The 17,753-nt window shown below is 31.8% G+C and carries 19 protein-coding genes; 14 read left to right on the forward strand and 5 right to left on the reverse strand.

Features of this window, described 5'->3' with window-relative positions; genetic code table 11:
* Positions 1 to 93: 93 nt before the first annotated feature.
* The 14 genes from nrdD (at position 94) to HCJ55_RS13940 (ending at position 13,997) form a co-directional block, all read left to right on the forward strand.
* On the forward strand, positions 94 to 2,244 hold the full coding sequence (gene nrdD / locus HCJ55_RS10380; RefSeq protein ID WP_185502983.1) for an anaerobic ribonucleoside-triphosphate reductase: 2,151 nt from the start codon (positions 94 to 96) through the stop codon (positions 2,242 to 2,244).
* Entirely contained in the window at positions 2,237 to 2,788 is a 552-nt protein-coding gene (gene nrdG / locus HCJ55_RS10385) for an anaerobic ribonucleoside-triphosphate reductase activating protein (RefSeq protein WP_003722900.1), read from the forward strand. Before nrdD ends, nrdG begins: the two co-directional genes overlap by 8 nt.
* Before the next feature lie 293 nt (positions 2,789 to 3,081).
* Positions 3,082 to 3,771, forward strand: coding sequence for a 4'-phosphopantetheinyl transferase family protein (locus HCJ55_RS10390; RefSeq protein WP_185518057.1), 690 nt, complete (start codon positions 3,082 to 3,084; stop codon positions 3,769 to 3,771).
* 455 nt (positions 3,772 to 4,226) lie between these two features.
* Positions 4,227 to 4,448: an acyl carrier protein gene (locus HCJ55_RS10395; RefSeq protein ID WP_185518059.1), complete on the forward strand. Its 222-nt coding sequence runs from the start codon at positions 4,227 to 4,229 to the stop codon at positions 4,446 to 4,448.
* Complete coding sequence (locus HCJ55_RS10400) at positions 4,441 to 5,304, forward strand: hypothetical protein (protein WP_185518061.1); 864 nt, start codon at positions 4,441 to 4,443, stop codon at positions 5,302 to 5,304. The genes HCJ55_RS10395 and HCJ55_RS10400 overlap by 8 nt, the downstream gene beginning before the upstream one ends.
* A gap of 277 nt (positions 5,305 to 5,581) precedes the next feature.
* A complete protein-coding gene (locus tag HCJ55_RS10405; RefSeq protein ID WP_185518063.1) occupies positions 5,582 to 7,342 on the forward strand; it encodes a DUF1611 domain-containing protein in 1,761 nt (586 codons plus the stop codon).
* An 18-nt stretch (positions 7,343 to 7,360) separates the two neighbouring features.
* Positions 7,361 to 8,026, forward strand: coding sequence for an ATP-binding cassette domain-containing protein (locus HCJ55_RS10410; RefSeq protein WP_185518065.1), 666 nt, complete (start codon positions 7,361 to 7,363; stop codon positions 8,024 to 8,026).
* Between the two features lie 4 nt (positions 8,027 to 8,030).
* Positions 8,031 to 8,813 carry an ABC transporter gene (locus HCJ55_RS10415; RefSeq protein WP_185518067.1) on the forward strand — a complete coding sequence of 261 codons (783 nt, stop codon included), beginning with the start codon at positions 8,031 to 8,033 and terminating at the stop codon, positions 8,811 to 8,813.
* 15 nt (positions 8,814 to 8,828) lie between these two features.
* Complete coding sequence (locus HCJ55_RS10420) at positions 8,829 to 10,040, forward strand: AMP-binding protein (protein ID WP_185518069.1); 1,212 nt, start codon at positions 8,829 to 8,831, stop codon at positions 10,038 to 10,040.
* A complete protein-coding gene (locus tag HCJ55_RS10425) occupies positions 10,037 to 10,267 on the forward strand; it encodes a phosphopantetheine-binding protein (protein WP_185518071.1) in 231 nt (76 codons plus the stop codon). The genes HCJ55_RS10420 and HCJ55_RS10425 overlap by 4 nt, the downstream gene beginning before the upstream one ends.
* 6 nt (positions 10,268 to 10,273) lie before the next feature.
* The gene (locus HCJ55_RS10430) at positions 10,274 to 11,545 is read left to right on the forward strand and encodes a radical SAM protein (protein WP_185518073.1); all 1,272 of its coding nucleotides are present in this window, start codon (positions 10,274 to 10,276) and stop codon (positions 11,543 to 11,545) included.
* A 4-nt stretch (positions 11,546 to 11,549) separates the two neighbouring features.
* The gene (locus HCJ55_RS10435) at positions 11,550 to 12,014 is read left to right on the forward strand and encodes a GNAT family protein (protein ID WP_185518075.1); all 465 of its coding nucleotides are present in this window, start codon (positions 11,550 to 11,552) and stop codon (positions 12,012 to 12,014) included.
* A gap of 571 nt (positions 12,015 to 12,585) precedes the next feature.
* Positions 12,586 to 12,942 carry a hypothetical protein gene (locus HCJ55_RS10440; RefSeq protein WP_185518077.1) on the forward strand — a complete coding sequence of 119 codons (357 nt, stop codon included), beginning with the start codon at positions 12,586 to 12,588 and terminating at the stop codon, positions 12,940 to 12,942.
* Positions 12,943 to 13,277: 335 nt separating this feature from the next.
* A complete protein-coding gene (locus tag HCJ55_RS13940; RefSeq protein WP_228467753.1) occupies positions 13,278 to 13,997 on the forward strand; it encodes a hypothetical protein in 720 nt (239 codons plus the stop codon).
* Positions 13,998 to 14,063: 66 nt separating this feature from the next.
* Here HCJ55_RS13940 and HCJ55_RS10450 read toward each other — a convergent pair whose 3' ends face one another.
* The 5 genes from HCJ55_RS10450 to HCJ55_RS10470 all read right to left on the reverse strand — a co-directional run bounded on the left by HCJ55_RS10450 (position 14,064) and on the right by HCJ55_RS10470 (position 17,748).
* Positions 14,064 to 14,291 (reverse strand): hypothetical protein, encoded by a 228-nt coding sequence (locus HCJ55_RS10450; protein ID WP_185502987.1) that lies wholly within the window; start codon positions 14,289 to 14,291, stop codon positions 14,064 to 14,066.
* Positions 14,292 to 14,371: 80 nt separating this feature from the next.
* Positions 14,372 to 15,043 (reverse strand): Crp/Fnr family transcriptional regulator, encoded by a 672-nt coding sequence (locus tag HCJ55_RS10455; protein ID WP_185502988.1) that lies wholly within the window; start codon positions 15,041 to 15,043, stop codon positions 14,372 to 14,374.
* 160 nt (positions 15,044 to 15,203) lie between these two features.
* Positions 15,204 to 15,983, reverse strand: a complete 780-nt coding sequence (locus HCJ55_RS10460; protein ID WP_185502989.1) for a carbon-nitrogen family hydrolase — start codon at positions 15,981 to 15,983, stop codon at positions 15,204 to 15,206.
* An 89-nt stretch (positions 15,984 to 16,072) separates the two neighbouring features.
* Positions 16,073 to 16,735, reverse strand: coding sequence for a methionine ABC transporter permease (locus tag HCJ55_RS10465; RefSeq protein WP_185518080.1), 663 nt, complete (start codon positions 16,733 to 16,735; stop codon positions 16,073 to 16,075).
* Entirely contained in the window at positions 16,732 to 17,748 is a 1,017-nt protein-coding gene (locus HCJ55_RS10470; RefSeq protein ID WP_185518082.1) for a methionine ABC transporter ATP-binding protein, read from the reverse strand. The genes HCJ55_RS10465 and HCJ55_RS10470 overlap by 4 nt, the downstream gene beginning before the upstream one ends.
* Positions 17,749 to 17,753 lie beyond the last annotated feature (5 nt).

Raw genomic sequence — 17,753 nt, forward strand, 5'->3', positions numbered from 1 at the left:
ATTCCAAAAAATCCTCAGATATCATTACAAAAAAGCTTTATCTTGTGTTATATTATTAAAGCAGACACAATATATAGTTAGTGGGGGATTATCATGTACGTGGAACAACTTAATGAACAAAAGGTAATAAAAAGGGATGGCCGTAAAGCAAACTTTGATTTAATTAAAATCCGTAATGCTGTCGAAGCATCTATGAAAGCAATTAGTTTAGAGGACGAAACTTTCTTAGAAGAGATTTTGCTTGAGGTTGTAAGTGAATTACCTAACAAAACAGATATGACCATCGATGAAATCCAGCATTGCGTCGAAAATACTTTAATGAAATCGACGTATCCTGATGTAGCGAGGGCTTACATAGAGTACCGACACGACCGTGACCATGAGCGTGAAAACATCACAGACATGCACAAAAGCGTAGAAAAATTACTACAAAAAGACAAAACAGTAGTCAACGAAAATGCCAATAAAGACGCAACTGTTTTCAACACACAACGCGATTTAACAGCAGGGGCCGTAGCCAAAAGTTACGCATTAAAATACATGCTGCCAAAACACGTATCCAACGCCCATTTAAAAGGAGAAATCCATTTTCACGATTTAGACTACAGCCCATACCACGCGATGACAAACTGTTGTTTAATTGACATTGAGGGAATGCTTAAAAAAGGATTTACGATTGGTAATGCCAACGTAGAAAGTCCGAAATCAATCCAAACAGCTACAGCCCAAATTGCTCAAATAATCGCAAACGTAGCTAGTTCTCAGTACGGCGGCTGTTCCGTAGACCGAATTGATGAAGTTTTATCCGTTTACGCACGTTTGAACTTCGAAAAACATAAAAAAGATGCGACGGAATGGGTCGTACCCGAAAAACAAGAAGGCTATGCGGAGGAGAAGACACGTAAAGACATTTACGATGCCATGCAAAGTTTAGAATACGAAATCAACACATTATATACAAGTAACGGCCAAACACCGTTCGTAACACTAGGCTTTGGTCTTGGTGAAGATTGGTTCGCCCGCGAAATTCAAAAAGCTATTCTAAAAGTACGGATTGGCGGCGTTGGTAAAGATAAACACACAGCCATTTTCCCGAAATTAGTATTTTCGATTCGCCGCGGAACTAATTTAAACGCAGCAGATCCTAACTATGATATCAAACAATTAGCGCTGGAATGCTCCTCAAAACGGATGTATCCAGATGTGCTAAACTACGATTCACTTGTGCGCTTAACAGGCGATTTCAAAGTACCAATGGGTTGTCGTTCTTTCTTGCCAGCTTGGGAAAACGAAAACGGGGAACACGTGAACGCGGGAAGAAACAACCTTGGTGTTGTAACGCTTAACATTCCACGTATCGCTATTCAAAGTGGCGGCGACAAAGACCGTTTCTGGGAAATTTTCCACGAACGCATGAAAACAGTCAAAGATGCACTACTTTTCCGTTTAAATCGTGTACGCCAAGCACGTCCAGAAAATGCGCCAATTTTATATAAATACGGAGCATTTGGCAAACGACTACAAGACGGCGAAAATGTTGACCAACTATTTAATAAAGAACGCTCCACTATTTCTATCGGCTATATCGGTCTTTATGAAGCTGCAACAGTATTTTACGGCGGCGAATGGGAAGGCGATACAGAAGCGAAAAACTTCACGCTTGATATTTTGAAAGAATTAAAAGGCTATGCCGACAACTGGAAAGATGAATATGGCTACTGGTTCAGCGTTTACTCGACACCAAGCGAAAGCCTAACAGACCGTTTCAACCGTTTAGACAAAGAAAAATATGGTGTAATTAAAGACATCACGGATAAAGATTACTACCAAAACTCTTTCCACTACGATGTTCGCAAAAAAATTACGCCATTTGAAAAAATTGATTTTGAAAAAGAATATCCAGAATTTTGCTCTGGCGGATTCATTCACTACTGTGAGTATCCAAAAATGGTTCACAATACGAAAGCTCTTGAGGCTGTATGGGATTATTCTTATGATCGCGTAGCTTATCTTGGTACAAATACACCAATCGATAAATGTTACGAATGTGATTTTGAAGGCGAATTTGTCCCAACAGAAGAAGGTTTCAAATGCCCAAGCTGTGGCAATACAGACCCTGAAAAAGCAGATGTTGTAAAACGTACTTGTGGCTACTTAGGTAACCCAATGAAACGCCCAATGGTTCATGGACGTCACGTAGAAATTAGCAATCGCGTGAAACATATGGAGAACTTAGGTGAATAATCCAAAACCGTGTGAATGGAAGTCGAATGAATTATCCAGAGGGTATATCGCCGACTATAAAGCATTCAATTTTGTCGACGGGGAGGGAGTCCGGTGCAGTTTATATGTATCCGGATGTCCTTTCCACTGCGAAGGCTGCTACAACAAAGCCGCGCAATCATTTAAATACGGCAAACCTTACACAAAAGAACTAGAAGACGATATCCTAAAAGACATCGGCCATGAAAGCGTCCAAGGCCTAACGTTACTTGGCGGAGAACCATTTTTAAACACCGCCACATGCCTATCCGTCGTAAAACGAATCCGCGCGACATACGGCGAAACAAAAGACATTTGGTCCTGGACTGGCTACACTTGGGACGAAATGATGCAAGAAACCGCCGACAAACTAGAACTTCTATCCTTAATAGATGTCCTAGTAGACGGACGCTTCGAACAAAAACTATTCGACCCAAACCTAGCATTCCGCGGTTCCAGCAACCAAAGAATTATTGACGTGCAGAAATCACTTGCTGCTGGTGAAGTGGTTTTGTATGAGTTGTGAAGGAAGCCCTCTGTGATGGAGGGCTTAAGAGTTAATCTTCTAAAAAAGAAGGCAATTTTTTTGTCTTCTCTTTTTAGTTTTATAAGGCATACTTGATAATAAGGTGATGTGGTTGTAAGATTGCCTAGTATCATATTTATAGAATTGTGCCAAATTAAGGGCCAAAATATCAGCTGTAAATTGTCTGATGCTCTGCTTTTTTGTTTATAATGAATTAAGAAGGAGTATCGTTGTAAACGAAGTAAATTAATAACAAAAGATAAACTATTAAATAGTTAGGGAAGGGAATTAGCTTGCTAAATATTTATTATACAAATATTATTCCAACCAGTTATAGTGATTTATTGGCTGATTTTAGGGAAATTATATCAGAAGAAAGAAAAGAAAAAATTCAAACTTTTAGATCAGAGGATGACAAGGTAAGATCTTTATTAGCAGAAATATTGTTACGTTATTCTCTGAGTAAAGATTTCTTTTTGCAAGAAACTGATGTCCAAATAATCTTAACGACATATGGAAAACCATATTTAAATAACATTAGTGATATACATTTTAATATTTCACATTCAGGAAGTTATGTAGCTTGTGCTGTAAGTAATCAGGTTGTAGGGCTTGATATTGAAAAAATAGGAAATAGCAATGAAAAATTAATTCAAGTTTTTCATAAGAACGAAATAGCTTATTTGAATAAATTGCCATCTAAATATAGAAGGCAAGCTTTTTATAATTTATGGAGCTTAAAAGAAAGTTATATTAAATATTTAGGTCTCGGGTTAGCTTTTCCTTTGAATAGTTTTTATATAAAAGAAGAAGATAGCGTTTTAAATATTTATAGAGAGGATAAAAAAATTTTTAAAGGGAAGATAGAAGAGGTTACAATAGATTCAGAATTCATGTGTTCAGTTTGTTATGATGCAACTTGTATAACATCCATAGAGAAAGTGGATAATAAAAAGTTGAAAAACTATCTTACCAATTTTTAATTAACACGCGGAAAGGAATGGTAATAATTATGTATAATTAATTGTTAAGAAAGATAAGATTTATATGTTTTGAGAGGGAACAATCGTAAACTAATATTTTTATCAGTCATCATCAATTTAAGCAGAATTAGTGAATAGTTCTTTAAACAAGCAATTATTGGTTTTTTACAAATAATGTTGGTTGAATGAAGAAAAAAATCACAATATCCAAAACTAACTAAAAATCTATGACTAAAAAGTATTTGACACAGTTTTATTTTCAGATTTCAGTGAATTCACTTTACAATTAAGAATTAGTATGTTATCATTTGTTCAAATAATCACAAAGATTAATTTTTGATAAAAAGAATATAAGTTTTTTTGAAATATGAAAAAATGTTTAAAATTGTTAGAAAAATCAATATTAACAGATTTATTTGTTAAATAATTCAACTTTTTAGGAAGAAGGTATGGAAATGAATAGTGAATTACAAGAAATTTTAAGAGATAATGGAATGTTTATAAGTTCTGACGATTTAAATATCAAATTAGATTTTGATTCTGTTAAATTTATGGAAGTTTTGATTGATATTGAAACTACTTTTAATATTATTATTCCAGATAACGAATTAATAAATATTGATACAGTAGCTGACTTGAATGAGTTGATTAAAAAAGGGCTCATTCAAAATGGCTGATAGAAAAAGCATATATACAAAAAGTAACTATTTTCATTGTTTTAGTAACTCAATATCAAAAATACTAGGTATAGAGGAAAGCGAAATTTTAAAACAAAGAGAATTATTGAATATAGTTATCAATTATACTTCATTTTCATTAGTAGGTAATTTATGGGAGCAAACGCAAAAATTTCTTGAAAATTCTTGTGAGGTGACAGAAATTAATTTTGGTGCGTTTTTAGATAATCTGCATAGTTATGCAGATAAAAAATATTGTCTTATGACAGAAACAAGAAATTTGGATTATAGTAAAGCATATCAAATGCATGGAGACCAAAATCATTACCTAATTATTGAAAAGAACAAGAGTCAAATTACTTTAATTGACAGCAACTTTAAAGCTGAAGGTGAAACAGTTTTGCAACTATCTGAATTGAAAGCGCTTGATTTAGATAAATCTATACTTTTAGATATTAGGTTAAAGAAACGAAAGAAAGTAAAAAGCACTATTGAAATTTTGGATTTTTCAGATGTCCAAGAGGTCTATTTTCGATATATTAATAATTTAATCATAGAAAATATAAGCTTAACTACAGCAGTAGATTTTTACTCAGGTGGTGCTTTTACTTCAAGGGAAGTATTGGTAGAAATTATAGAAAATGAAATACTTATAGACAATAATAAGAGCATTTTAAAGAATATTTATTCGGTCCTAGAAGCACTCAGTCAAGAAAATGAAATCATTAAATTGCTTTTAGCTAAAACATACTTTTCGAAATCTAATTCAGATTTAATCAAAGTTAAATCGCATGTGAAAAAATTTTATGAATTTGATTACATGCTTTTAAATAAATGTAAGGAGGTTTTATCATGAAAAAGCTACTTGAGATTATCTTTAATAAAGATTTAGATGTAAGAAGTGATTCTCCTTCAATGATGCGAAAAGTTACCGACTAGTGAAGCAGAAACGTATTAATGATGAAAGGAGTGATAACAATGACTATTCTAAAAAAACCTAATAATAAAGAAAAAGAATTAGTTAAGTTTTATTTTGGAGAAACAAATAACGTTGTGTGTAGATAATTGAGGAAATGAGACATATGAATGAGACATGCTATATGTCTCATTTTCTTCTAGAAAAAGGTGAAATTATGAAAATTGCGGTGTTAGATACGGGTTATAAGCCAAATGTTGAGGATCATGGAATCGAAATTATTAATTATAATCACAAAGATGGTATTGATCGAATAGGACATGGTACGGGAATTATTTCTTTATATAAACAGTTAATTCCAAGTAGTATGATTTATTCAATAAAAATATTTGAAAGAAGTCCTGAAATTCATGATGTGATAAATGCACTTGAATTTATTCAAGCTAATTTAGATGTTGATGTTATTAGTATGAGTTTTGGATTTGAAACTCATTCGCATGAATTAGAAAAACTTTGTAAAGCTATTTCGAAAAAAGGAATTTTACTCATTGCTGCTTTTAGTAATGATATGCAACTTACTTATCCTGCTGCATTTGATTCAGTATTAGGGATTTCTAGTTCATCAAGTGTAAAAAGAGTTAAAGATATTATTTACATTGAAAATTCACCAATAAATATACTTGCCTATGGTGGAGTATTAGTTATCAATTGGATAAATAACGAAAAAAAAATGGTGAGTGGAAACAGTTTTATATTACCTTTCGTCTTAAAAATAATTCATGATTGTTCTAATAATCAATACTCATTAAGTAAAGTTTTGTATGCATTAAATCGAAATTGTAAAGATAGTATCATAAAACAAAGTAGGAATGAAAAATCAGAAGTCAAAAATAGAAAGAAGAAGATTGAGCAATTTAGTAAAGTAGTGGTATTCCCATTTAATAAAGAAAATAAAAACCTAATCGAAAACTCTGATTTATCTCAGTTTATTATTAGCAATGTTTTAGATGTAAGAATCAGTAAAAAAGTTACTACAAAAGTTAGTTCTAAAGAAAATCGACAGATAAATTGGAAGATTGAGGATATTGAATTACTTGATTGGAATGAAGATTTCGATACCTTTATTTTAGGTAATATTCGAGAACTTAGTGAGAAAATGAATTTTAATTATTTTGTTTCTATCGCAAAAAAATGTTTAGAGCATAATAAAAATCTTGTTGTTTATGATAATGAAAATATTATTGATTTTAAGCAAGCTTTTTTAGAAAAAGGATTATACCTTTATACACCTTATCTTGATTTAGGAGAATACGATGAAACAAATGGAGAGATGTGGCACATTTCAAAACCAGTTGTTTGTATAGCCGGGACATCCTCTAAACAAGGTAAATTTACTCTTCAGTTAAATTTAAGAAGAGAATTGAGAGAACTTGGTATTAAGGTGTCCCATATTAGTACTGAACCAAACGGGGAACTACTCGGATGCGATTATGTTCATCCTGATGGACTAGGCAGTGATAATTTAGGTGAGATATCAAAAAAAATATTATTTTTAAACTCTATTATAAATGATTTTTCTAGGTATAACGACTTAATCATGATTGGTGTACAATCAAATTCAATTCCGTATAGCTTTGGAAATATAAATAGCTTTCCATTAGTTCAATCAAATTTGATGCTTAGTGCAAAGCCAGATGTACATATTTTGTGTGTCAATTGCTTTGATAGCGAAACTTATATTGAGAGGACAATAAAAACTTTAGAAAATCAATATGAATCAAAAGTTTTGTGCCTAGTAGTATTTCCTTTATCAATGTGCATTGATAAAAATACTGGCGAATATCATGAAAAGAGACTCTCTGTTTATGAGATGTCAATAATAATAGAAAAATTTGAAAAAAGATTTGGAATTCCAGTCTTTGAGAACGGTGAAAATGATAGTAAATTAGTAAATGAGTTGATTAGCTTTTTTTCATAGAAGGGGATGAACGAGATTTTGAATGATATAAGTTTAAATATAATTAATTTAAAAAAAAAATATGATACCAAAACTGTAATCAATAATTTGAACATTAGTGTTAATTTTAATTCTAAAATAACTTTAGTTACAGGAAAGAACGGTTCAGGAAAATCAACACTTTTAAAAATTATAGCAGGAATTATTTTACCTGATGAAGGAGAAATTCAATTTTCTGATCAAGTAAGATTTTTAAAATGGACAAAGCGAAATGCGTATTATTTATCAAATGCAGAGCGAGGTATGTTTTACAAACTGAATTGCAGACAAAATATTGAATATTTAACTTCACTAAAAGGTACTAGTAAAAAACATGTATTAGAAAAACTTCCTGAGTATTGCGAAAAATTAAATTGTACAGATATTTTAGAAATGCCAGCAGAAAAGTTATCTACAGGTCAAAAAAAGAAAGTTTTCATATTATCAGCTTTATGTTCAGATTGTAAGCTATTATTGTTGGATGAACCTACAAATGGACTAGATGAAGAGAGTTTTTATGCATTTGTCGAAATTCTAAAAAGTTTAAGACTAGAAAATGGAATGAAAATTATCTTAATTTCTCACGATAAAAGATTTTTGGACATACCGCATATAGAGAGAATAATCTTTGAAAAAAACGGGGAGATTTATTGGGAAGGATGTTAGTGTAATGGATTATCTTAACGCTTGTATAGGTACACTTAAAGCAAATATTCTTATTCTATTTAAGTACAAGAAAAATCTAGTATCAGAAGTAATCATGTTTACTGGAGTATATCTTGCAATATTAATGCTAAATGATAGCAGTGCAATAACTAAGTTTTATAATGCTTCTGTAGCTCAAGGACCTATTCTTTTGTTAATTGGCTATATGTTTTGGGCATTTTCAGACATGGCATTATCATATACATCTAATTGGATTAGTACAGATGCTAAAGTTGGCTTATTAGAACCAAAAGTTCAAAGTATATTACCATATTCTGTACAGTCATTTTTGCTACTTTTAGTCAGTATTTTAGAAACGATTTTAATTCTTTTTGTTGTTGTAATCATTTCTATATGCGCGGACAAAATAAATTGGTCGCAAGTACCTTTCATATTTCTGTCGGTTATTATACTCTTACCATCTGTTGTAGGAATGTTTGGAATGGGATTGGTATTCGGTGGTTTTGCGGTTAAGGAGAAGAATTTAGGGAATTTTGTTAACTTGTTTGCTGGGGCATTAATAATTTTTTCCAATACATTGATTGTAGGTCTACCGAAAATTATTTATATTATACCATTTACTTCTGGAGTGGACTTTACTAGCAAATTGTATGTTTCTGGAAATGTTGATCTAAGTCTCTTAGGCATAAATCTATTTACTAATGCAATTTGGCTTATTGTAGGGCTCATTTTCTTTAATCACGCACTAAAAAAAGAAAAAGCAGTTGGTAGTTTTGATACTTTTTAAAAGGAGATAATTAATATGAACTTTTATGACTTTATTTTTGAAAACTCCACAAAAGGAGATATAGCTATAGTTTTTGGTAATGAAAAGATTAATTATGATTCACTCAAGAAGAATATTAGGCTGCAGTCAGAAAAATTTAAAGTTTATAAAAAAAATTATATTGTAATTACTGAGAATAGTCCTATCAAAGCAATTGTGAAGTTCTTCGCAGCTATATTATGCGAAAAGAAGCCAGTATTAGTAAACTCTAATGTACAAATTAATAATTGGGAAGTTATTTCGAAAGAGTTACAGAAAGATAATGAAGATTTATTTGGTCTCTTTACATCAGGCTCAACGGGTGAACCCAAGCTTGTTATGTATAGTAATGAAGCTGTTGTTGAAAATTGTCTTTATTTAGCAAACATCTCTAATGTTAGGATTGGGATAAATGAACTAGTACTTTTTCCATTTTCTTCCATAGCTGCAATGTTTTTTCAAATATTGCCAACTCTTATGCACTCTGGAACAATATTTTATACTAATGGATTGGACTATTTATCTGATTATGATAAATTATCTTTTGATTTTTCATTAATGACACCTAGTTTATTTTCAATTATACATAAAAAATCTCCGTTTTTTTTTAAAAACACGAAAGCAATTTTATTGGGTGGGGAACCAATTGATTTCGAAATAATAAAAAAAATTTCACTGCACTATAGTGAATCAGAAATTATTATTGGTTATAGTCTTACTGAAGCTGGTAGAATCTTAGCCATGGGAAACATATTGGAATTACCTATGGGATCGACAGGAAAGATAACATCAGAAAAAGATGTAAGAATAGTTAAAACCAATAATAATCAATCTTATGGTGAAATTCAATTTTATTCTTATAATAAAAAAGCTTGGGTAGGAACAGGCGATATTGGCTATATAAAAGACAATTATCTTTTTGTAATTGATAGAATGGATAATATGATTAAGTCATCTGGAAAAAAGATTTATTTAAATGCCATAAAAGAAAAAATTTTAAATATTAAAGGAATCGATGATGTTAATGTATATAGATTTAAAAGTTTGCAAGGGCACTCTTTAGGAGTAGAAATTATATCTAATTTAACTGAAGAAGAAACCATTAAGCAGATAAAAGTAGTTCTGAATGAATCGGAACTACCAAAGAAAATCAAGTTCGTAAAGGAGCTTTCTCTATCGTATCAAGGGAAGAAGGTATTTCTTAAATGATTCTGTTTACAAAGAAAAAATTTTATAAAATTATTCAGGAATTGACAATTGTTAAAATTAAAACAGGAGAAGAGATGATTATAAAGGATTTATGTTTAGATTCACTTAGTATAATTCAACTAATAACCATGGTGGAAAAAGAATTTAACATTCAATTAGCAGATGATTTTTTGACAGTTAAAAATGATATATCAGTAAATGAATTTTATTTGATTTTAAGGAGTTGAATGATTATGTTATCTAAATATAATTTTTATAAAGAAGAAGAGAGTAGAATAATTATTTATAACTCAATTTCTGATAATATACAGTCTATTAATAATGAAGATTTTAATAACATTATCGAAAATGAGGCCCAAATAAATTCGAAACAGTTTAATCTTTTATTCGACAATGACATGTTGATTTTGGAAGATTTAGATGATGCTAGAAAATTTCAGTATAGATTAAATAAATTTGTATTTTCCCAAGAATTAAGAATTACTGTTTTAGTAACTACTAATTGTAACTTTACCTGTTCATATTGTTATCAGGATTATGAAATTCAATATATTGATGATGAGTTTGAACATAGTTTTTTACTTTTCATAAAACGGAATATAAAAAACTATAAAAATTTGTCAATAAGTTGGTTTGGTGGAGAACCTTTAATTGTATCAAAGAGATTGCTTAATCTATCAAACCAGATTAGTAAAATATGTAAAGAGGCTGGAGTTAGTTACATGGGGAATCTAACAAGTAATGGATTCAATTTAACTGAAAAACTCTTTTTTCAATTAGTTAATTCAGGAATTAAATTCTTTCAAGTAACTATAGATGGTAACAAAGAGGATCATGATTCTCTTCGAAAATTAAAAAATGGAAAAGGCTCTTATGAGCGAATTATTAATAATTTGAAGCAAATTAGTTATAATCCAAGCAAGGCTTTCTTTCGAATAGGTATTCGAAATAATGTATATAGAAATAATGTGCATAAAAGTTTTTTTGAAGAGTTTAAGATTCATTTTGAAAATGATAGAAGATTTTCTTATTTTCAATACCCTATTAAAGATTGGGGGGGGGAAAAAATCAATGCTATTAAGAATGAGCTATTAAGTGATGATGAGATTTTAATCGATAATACAAATTCTTTCATGAATCGGTCTTTTTCAGAACGAACATGTTATGCAATTAGACAGCAAGGATTTTCTATAACTCCAGATTTGAAAGTTTATAAATGTCATCATTTTACAGGTAAAGCTGTTATCAATTCAAAAGGAATGTCTAAAGTTAATTTTGTTGGAAAGATTGATTTAGAAGGAAATTTAAAAGAGAACGAAAAGACCATTAGTGATTGGCATTCTTTAGTAATACCAAACGAATGTGACGAGTGTCCATATCTAGTTAATTGTATATTGGACAACTGTCCTCTTATATCGCTTGAAAAAAATGAAGAGTGTAAAGTCCGAGAACAAAGTAAAATTAATACGAGATTCAACAAATTTATTCAAATGGAGAAACAGTAATAACATGGGATATTTAATAGAAAAACCAAAAAACGTTTCAGAAAAAGAGTTTGTTTTATATTGCTTAGAAGCTGACACATATAGAAATTATATATCTGATTTACCTTTAATTAATTATGATGAAGTATATGTATTGAAAAAGGATACTGTTAATATAGGGATCTCTTTTTTTAACTTTAAAAAAAGTCCAATAAATAATATAGCTTATCCAATAATATATTTAGATGAAAAATATAGAAAGGATAATAATTTAGTAATAATGAATTTAATTGAGTATTTATTTCTTGAACATGTTGCTTCTAAGATTGTAATCCAAATTTATGATAATAATATTTCAATGTTAAATTGTATGAAAGCATTCAAAATTAATTATTGTGGTCACATAAAACATATTAAAAATATAAATGGAAGCAATGTTGGAATAAGTTTTTTTGATATAAATAGAGAAGAATGGAAAAATTTACAATAATTGGTGATTCTATGAGTATAATAGTAGTTTTTATAACAATTTTAGCTATATTTTTATATTCCATTAGAAAATATAGAATAGCTGATATTTTATTTGTTTTATTAATTTTATACTATATGCCTCAAATACAGTGGTCTAGTATATTTAAGTATGAGTTTATTATCTATTTCATATTTGGAATAATTACATCTCAGTATATAATGATAGTTTTTAGTAAGATTTTTTTTAAGAATTTTGTTATTAAAGAAAGGAATTTCTTGAGAATCACGTGGAGTAATTTAGTAACTGCTATATATGAAGAAACGATTTGGAGATATCTTATGGTGTATTTTGTATCGATTATTCTTAGTTCGTTATTTTCTAACTATATATTAGTAATGATTTTAACATTAACAGTTTCTTTAGTCAGTTTTTTATTAATTCATGATTTTAACAGTAGGCGACAACTCATTGAATTCAATATATTTGGAATCATCTTAATGATTTCTTCTATTTTCTTTCCAGGTATGAATATTGGATTGCATTTAGGTAGAAATTGTTTTTTAGCAAATAATAATGGAGATGAAGTAAAATGAATGATTTCTTAGTAGCAAGTGCAATAAAAAAAGATTATCGTAATAAAAATAAAAATTTTAATACTTCTTCGAATAAATGTTATGCATCAATAAAATATCATCAATTTGAAAGTTATATAGAAGTTGAATTTTATGTAAAGAAAATATTTCCATTAATAATGAATTACAAAAAAATATTTAATATTTTACAGAAACGTAAAGAATCTACTATTGTGACAGAATGTTTGAACAGGGAATTTGTATTACGTTTATTATTGCTAATAATGGGATTTAAAAAGGAAGTTAAAATAGAAAATACTTTTTGTATAAATAAAAAATATTATCATCATTTAATTTATTGTTATTATAGTTAGTTTAATAAAGGTGCTTTTAAATTAAAACTATAATATGAGTGTGAGAAATTAGCAGATTGTTATTCTAATAATTTTAGGAATAATCAAGTATAGAAGCATAGTTATCCTCGCTATGATTAGCATTCCACGGATCGCACAACAAATAATTCTTCATAGCAAAAAAATCATTGCATCAGAAAAAAGTATTTTGTTGCTCTAACACCAATTTTACATTACCATCATAAAGAAATATAATTAAAACGAAAAACCCCTTCGAAAACCACAGAACGGAAGTGTTAACTATTAACGGAAATTTTACTACAGATGAAAAAAATCAGCGGACATTTTTATTCCCGATGAAAGGGTTTAAGTGGCTTGTATTTGGAATGATTGTTGTGGCGGCGGTTTTTACGCTGTTAACTTATACAATCCCCAACCCAGATAAGATAACCATTCCAGAATCAGTCGAGTTGATTAATAATATAAGAATCGCTGTCTTCCTTACAATTTGCGTATGGATGTTACTAAGAATCGAGTACATCTTCCGCGCGAAAAAACCTTGGAAATATGGATTAGAGTATAGTATTTATTTTCATTTGATACCATGTCTAATAGCAATTTCAGCGATATTTTTTGTGTGGATTGCTTCTATTACTTTACTTGATAGTAATTATTTATTTTTATGTTTTTCCATTGCTACGAGTATTATGGTGGTATTATCATGCACTTTTTATTTTGTTTTTAAGAAGGATAAAATGGATACAAAAGGTTTTTTCATCATTCCTGCGGTTGGCATCATACTGAACATATATGCGGGAATTGTTGTAGGCGTGATGCTAAGCGATTTGTGGGGCGGCGTAATGCATGAAGGCTTGCGTGGTGGAGCGCTAGTTGGTGTGTTTGTCGCGTGCCTTGTGTCACCTAGTATATTTTTAGGTGCGCTACCTGTTGTTATTTGTAATTTATACGCATGGATTACGGGGAAAGATATCAACCTTGATGAACGATATAAAAATGCTGATAATATTGATCCGAATAAAAACTATCCGCCGAATTTTGGTTTGAAAAAGAAATAAAAAAATATAGTGCGCTCCAAAATCTAACTTTTGGGGCGTACTATATTATAAACACGGTCACGAATACTATTCATCCTCTTGAAGTTCAACCAAGCAGTAATCTTGTATTTCTTTTGACATAGAATTAACTTCGATTTGTTCCTCAGCTATTACTTTGTCAATAAAGTCGCGTGCCTCTAATAGCGTGCACCCCGACATATTCATTAGTTCCTTCATAAAAGGTAAATAGTGTTTTTTGGCAAATTCCGCTCTATATTTTTCTACATTAACTTCAATGTCTCCTAGCTTATACAACGTTTTTTACTCCTCTATAAATATAAAATAAAAACTAAACAGCTAATTCCTGATTACAATTCAAAACAGGGTGGCATTTTTTAATCAACAAATTGTCTATCTTTCACATAATCATACAATTCCTTACTCTTAACAACCCATTCTTTATCCTTTTTCCAAATCTTTCCTTGTTCTTTCAAAAGTGCCAATTGCTTGTAAAAACTGCTTTTTGATAGGTTGCTGTAGGCTGCGATGGTGCTGGTTCGCATTTCTCTTGGGAGGATAACACTATCTTTTTCATAGGGGGTTCCGTGTAACTTAGCGACATTAGCAAAGGAGAGCTCCAATTTGTCGGAAGAACTGGTCTCCGCGAAAAGGCTTTTGAAGAACGCATGTCGAGCCAAGTCGCGCATAATGAAAAACTGAAAACCGAAATTCTCTGGGAACATGGAAAGGAAATACTCTAAATCTTTGAAAGAATATTTGTAAATAGTACATGGTGAGATGGTTGTAAACAGAAAGTCGTCTACGTTTCCTTGGAATAGACTGTAGTAATTGACAAAAGAACCTTTGCCTAAGACTGTATAAATAGTATTTAATTGCGGATTCATCGAAATAGAAACGAAGCCTTCAACAATTAAATAGACATGATTATTTCGTTGTGTCGAGGTATCCACTAATTCTGTATGTTTTGGAATTTTTAACTTTTCGTATTTAATATTGCCTTCGTGAGAAAGTCGCACAAACTCTTTATAATTAAATAGTGCATCCATAATTAGCAGCTCCTTTACTTGTTTCGTTAACTATAATACATAATATCAAAATTAACAAAAATAAATTCACCTAAATTAGACCAAATTGCCGATTTTTTGTAGATAATATGTACATTTAATGAGAAAAGAGACAAAAATAGTATTTTGTCTCTTTTCGTATTTAGTAAAGTTCTGGGCGTCTGTCGGTGAACACAGGGATAATTCCTCGCGTTTCTGCAACAAGATTCAAGTCGATTTCCGCGTAAATATTTCCTTCTGCTTCACCGCCATGAGCGACAATGTTTCCAAGTGGATCGATTACAAGTGAATGACCGTTAAAATGATTATTCGGATCATCGCCAACTCGATTGACAGCAACGACGAAAGCTTGGTTTTCAATCGCGCGCGCAATGAGAAGTTGTTCCCACTGAGTAACACGCTCGGCTGGCCATTGTGCAGAAACAAAGATGACTTCTGAGCCTTCTGAAGTATGCTTGCGGATCCATTCTGGGAATCTAATATCGTAACAGATGAAACCGGCGCAAGAAACGCCATCTAAGCGAAATAAATTTTTATCATTTCCGGCTTCTAAATATAAATGCTCATTCATAAGCTGAAATAAGTGAACCTTTTTATATGAAGAAAGTAGTCCACCATACTTATCAAAAGCGTACATTGTATTTGAAAATTTGTTTCCTTCTGAGACAGAAACCGAGCCACCGATAATAGCGATTTGGTGTTTTTCAGAAAGGTTAGCTAAAAATTCTTTTGTTCTTTCCCCATTTAAATCAGCAACTCCAGCTAATTCATTTAAAGCATAACCCGTATTCCACATTTCTGGTAAAACTGCGATATCGGCCCCATTTTTTGCAGCTTCGACTATAGCTTTTTCAATCCGCGCATAGTTTGCGTCTGGATATTTAAAAGCTACATCGGTTTGACATAATGCCAACTTCCACATGTTCTTCGCTCCCTTTTTCTTTTAAAAATAACACAAGCTTGGTGACGAGTCCATACTGGAACACTGCGCACCAAGCTCTAAGTAGTGAATTAATCTTTTTTTAGACGTCTAGATAAGAAGTTTCCGAATGATTGTAGTGCTTGAACCATGATAATTAAAATGATGATGGTTGTATACATTACAGTCGGCTCAAAACGTTGGAAACCATATTGGTAAGCAATTGTACCGAGTCCGCCAGCACCAACAAGTCCAGCCATCGCAGTTGCGCCGATTAGCCCGATTGTAGCAATAGTTAAACCAAGAACGATACCAGACCGAGCTTCGCGAATAACGACACTCCAAATGATTTTTGGTGTAGAAATTCCCATTGCTTGGTAGGCTTCAACAACTCCGCGGTCAACTTCCAACAGGGCGGACTCCATTAAACGGGCGATGTAAGGTGCCGTAAATACAACAAGCGGCATGATAACACCTTGAATCCCAATAGTAGTCCCAACAACAAAACGTGTTACCGGAATCATTAAGAATAACAAAATGATAAACGGCAACGAACGTAAAATATTAATGACCCAGTTTAAAATACTATATGCAATCCGATTTTCCGATTGACCACCTTTACGCGTTAATGTTAAAAATACGCCAAGTGGCAAACCAATCGCGAGTGAAATCACAAGTGTAATTCCAGTCATCGTCAGTGTTTCTAGAAATCCTTGCCAAAGTATCGGTCCCCATTCTTCAAAAAACAAACTCATAGTAACTCGACCTCCTCAACAACGACCCCAGATTCTTTCAAATAAGCAATTGCTTTACTATATTCCGCTTCGTCACCTTTTAAATGAACAAGCAGTTTTCCAAGTGTTCCGTTTTTCAAATGATCAATTCCGCCAGCTAAAATGCTTGGCAAAACGTCGAATTTGCGCGATACAAGAGCAAGTGCAGGTTCATCCGCTTCGTCTCCAATAAAATGAAGGGAGACCAATTTACCAGTTGCGATGTATTTTTCAAGCAAATCTTGTGGGATATCGAAACTAGCTTCCGATCCAACAAAACGCTTGGTTGTCGCGTGTTTCGCTTTCGTGAAAATATCAAGAACAGTACCTTGCTCCACTAAATGTCCATTTTCCATTACAGCGACCCGGTCACAAATACGTTGAATGACATCAAGTTCATGTGTAATTAAGAAAATCGTAATGCCGAGTTCCGCATTAATTTTAAGTAACAGTTGCAAAATTGCTTCTGTTGTTTCAGGGTCCAAGGCGCTTGTTGCTTCATCGCTCAGCAGAATTTCTGGTTCATGCGCAAGAGCACGAGCAATCGCAACACGTTGTTTTTGACCGCCAGAAAGTTGGCTTGGATAGTTGTTTCGTTTATCCTCTAGGCCAACGATCGACAAGTATTTATTCACACGTGTTTCGATTTCGTCTTTTGGAACGCCTTCTAATTTTAATGGTTTGGCAATGTTATCATAGACAGTTGCGGTTTTTAGTAAGTTATATCCTTGGAAAATCATACCAATTTTCCGGCGTGCGACACGAAGTTCTTTGCTTGATAGGGTAGATAAGTTCTTCCCATCAATCACAACTTGGCCAGCATCTGGACGTTCAAGCAAGTTGATGCAACGAACAAGGGTACTTTTCCCGGCGCCACTGTAACCAACGACACCGAAAATTTCTCCTTTTTCGACTGTAATAGAAACATTTTTGACGGCTTCTACGGTTTTTCCATTTACATTAAATGATTTTGAAACTTGATGTAATTCGATCAAAATAA

This window comes from Listeria marthii, assembly GCF_014227425.1.
GTDB classification, from domain to species: domain Bacteria; phylum Bacillota; class Bacilli; order Lactobacillales; family Listeriaceae; genus Listeria; species Listeria marthii.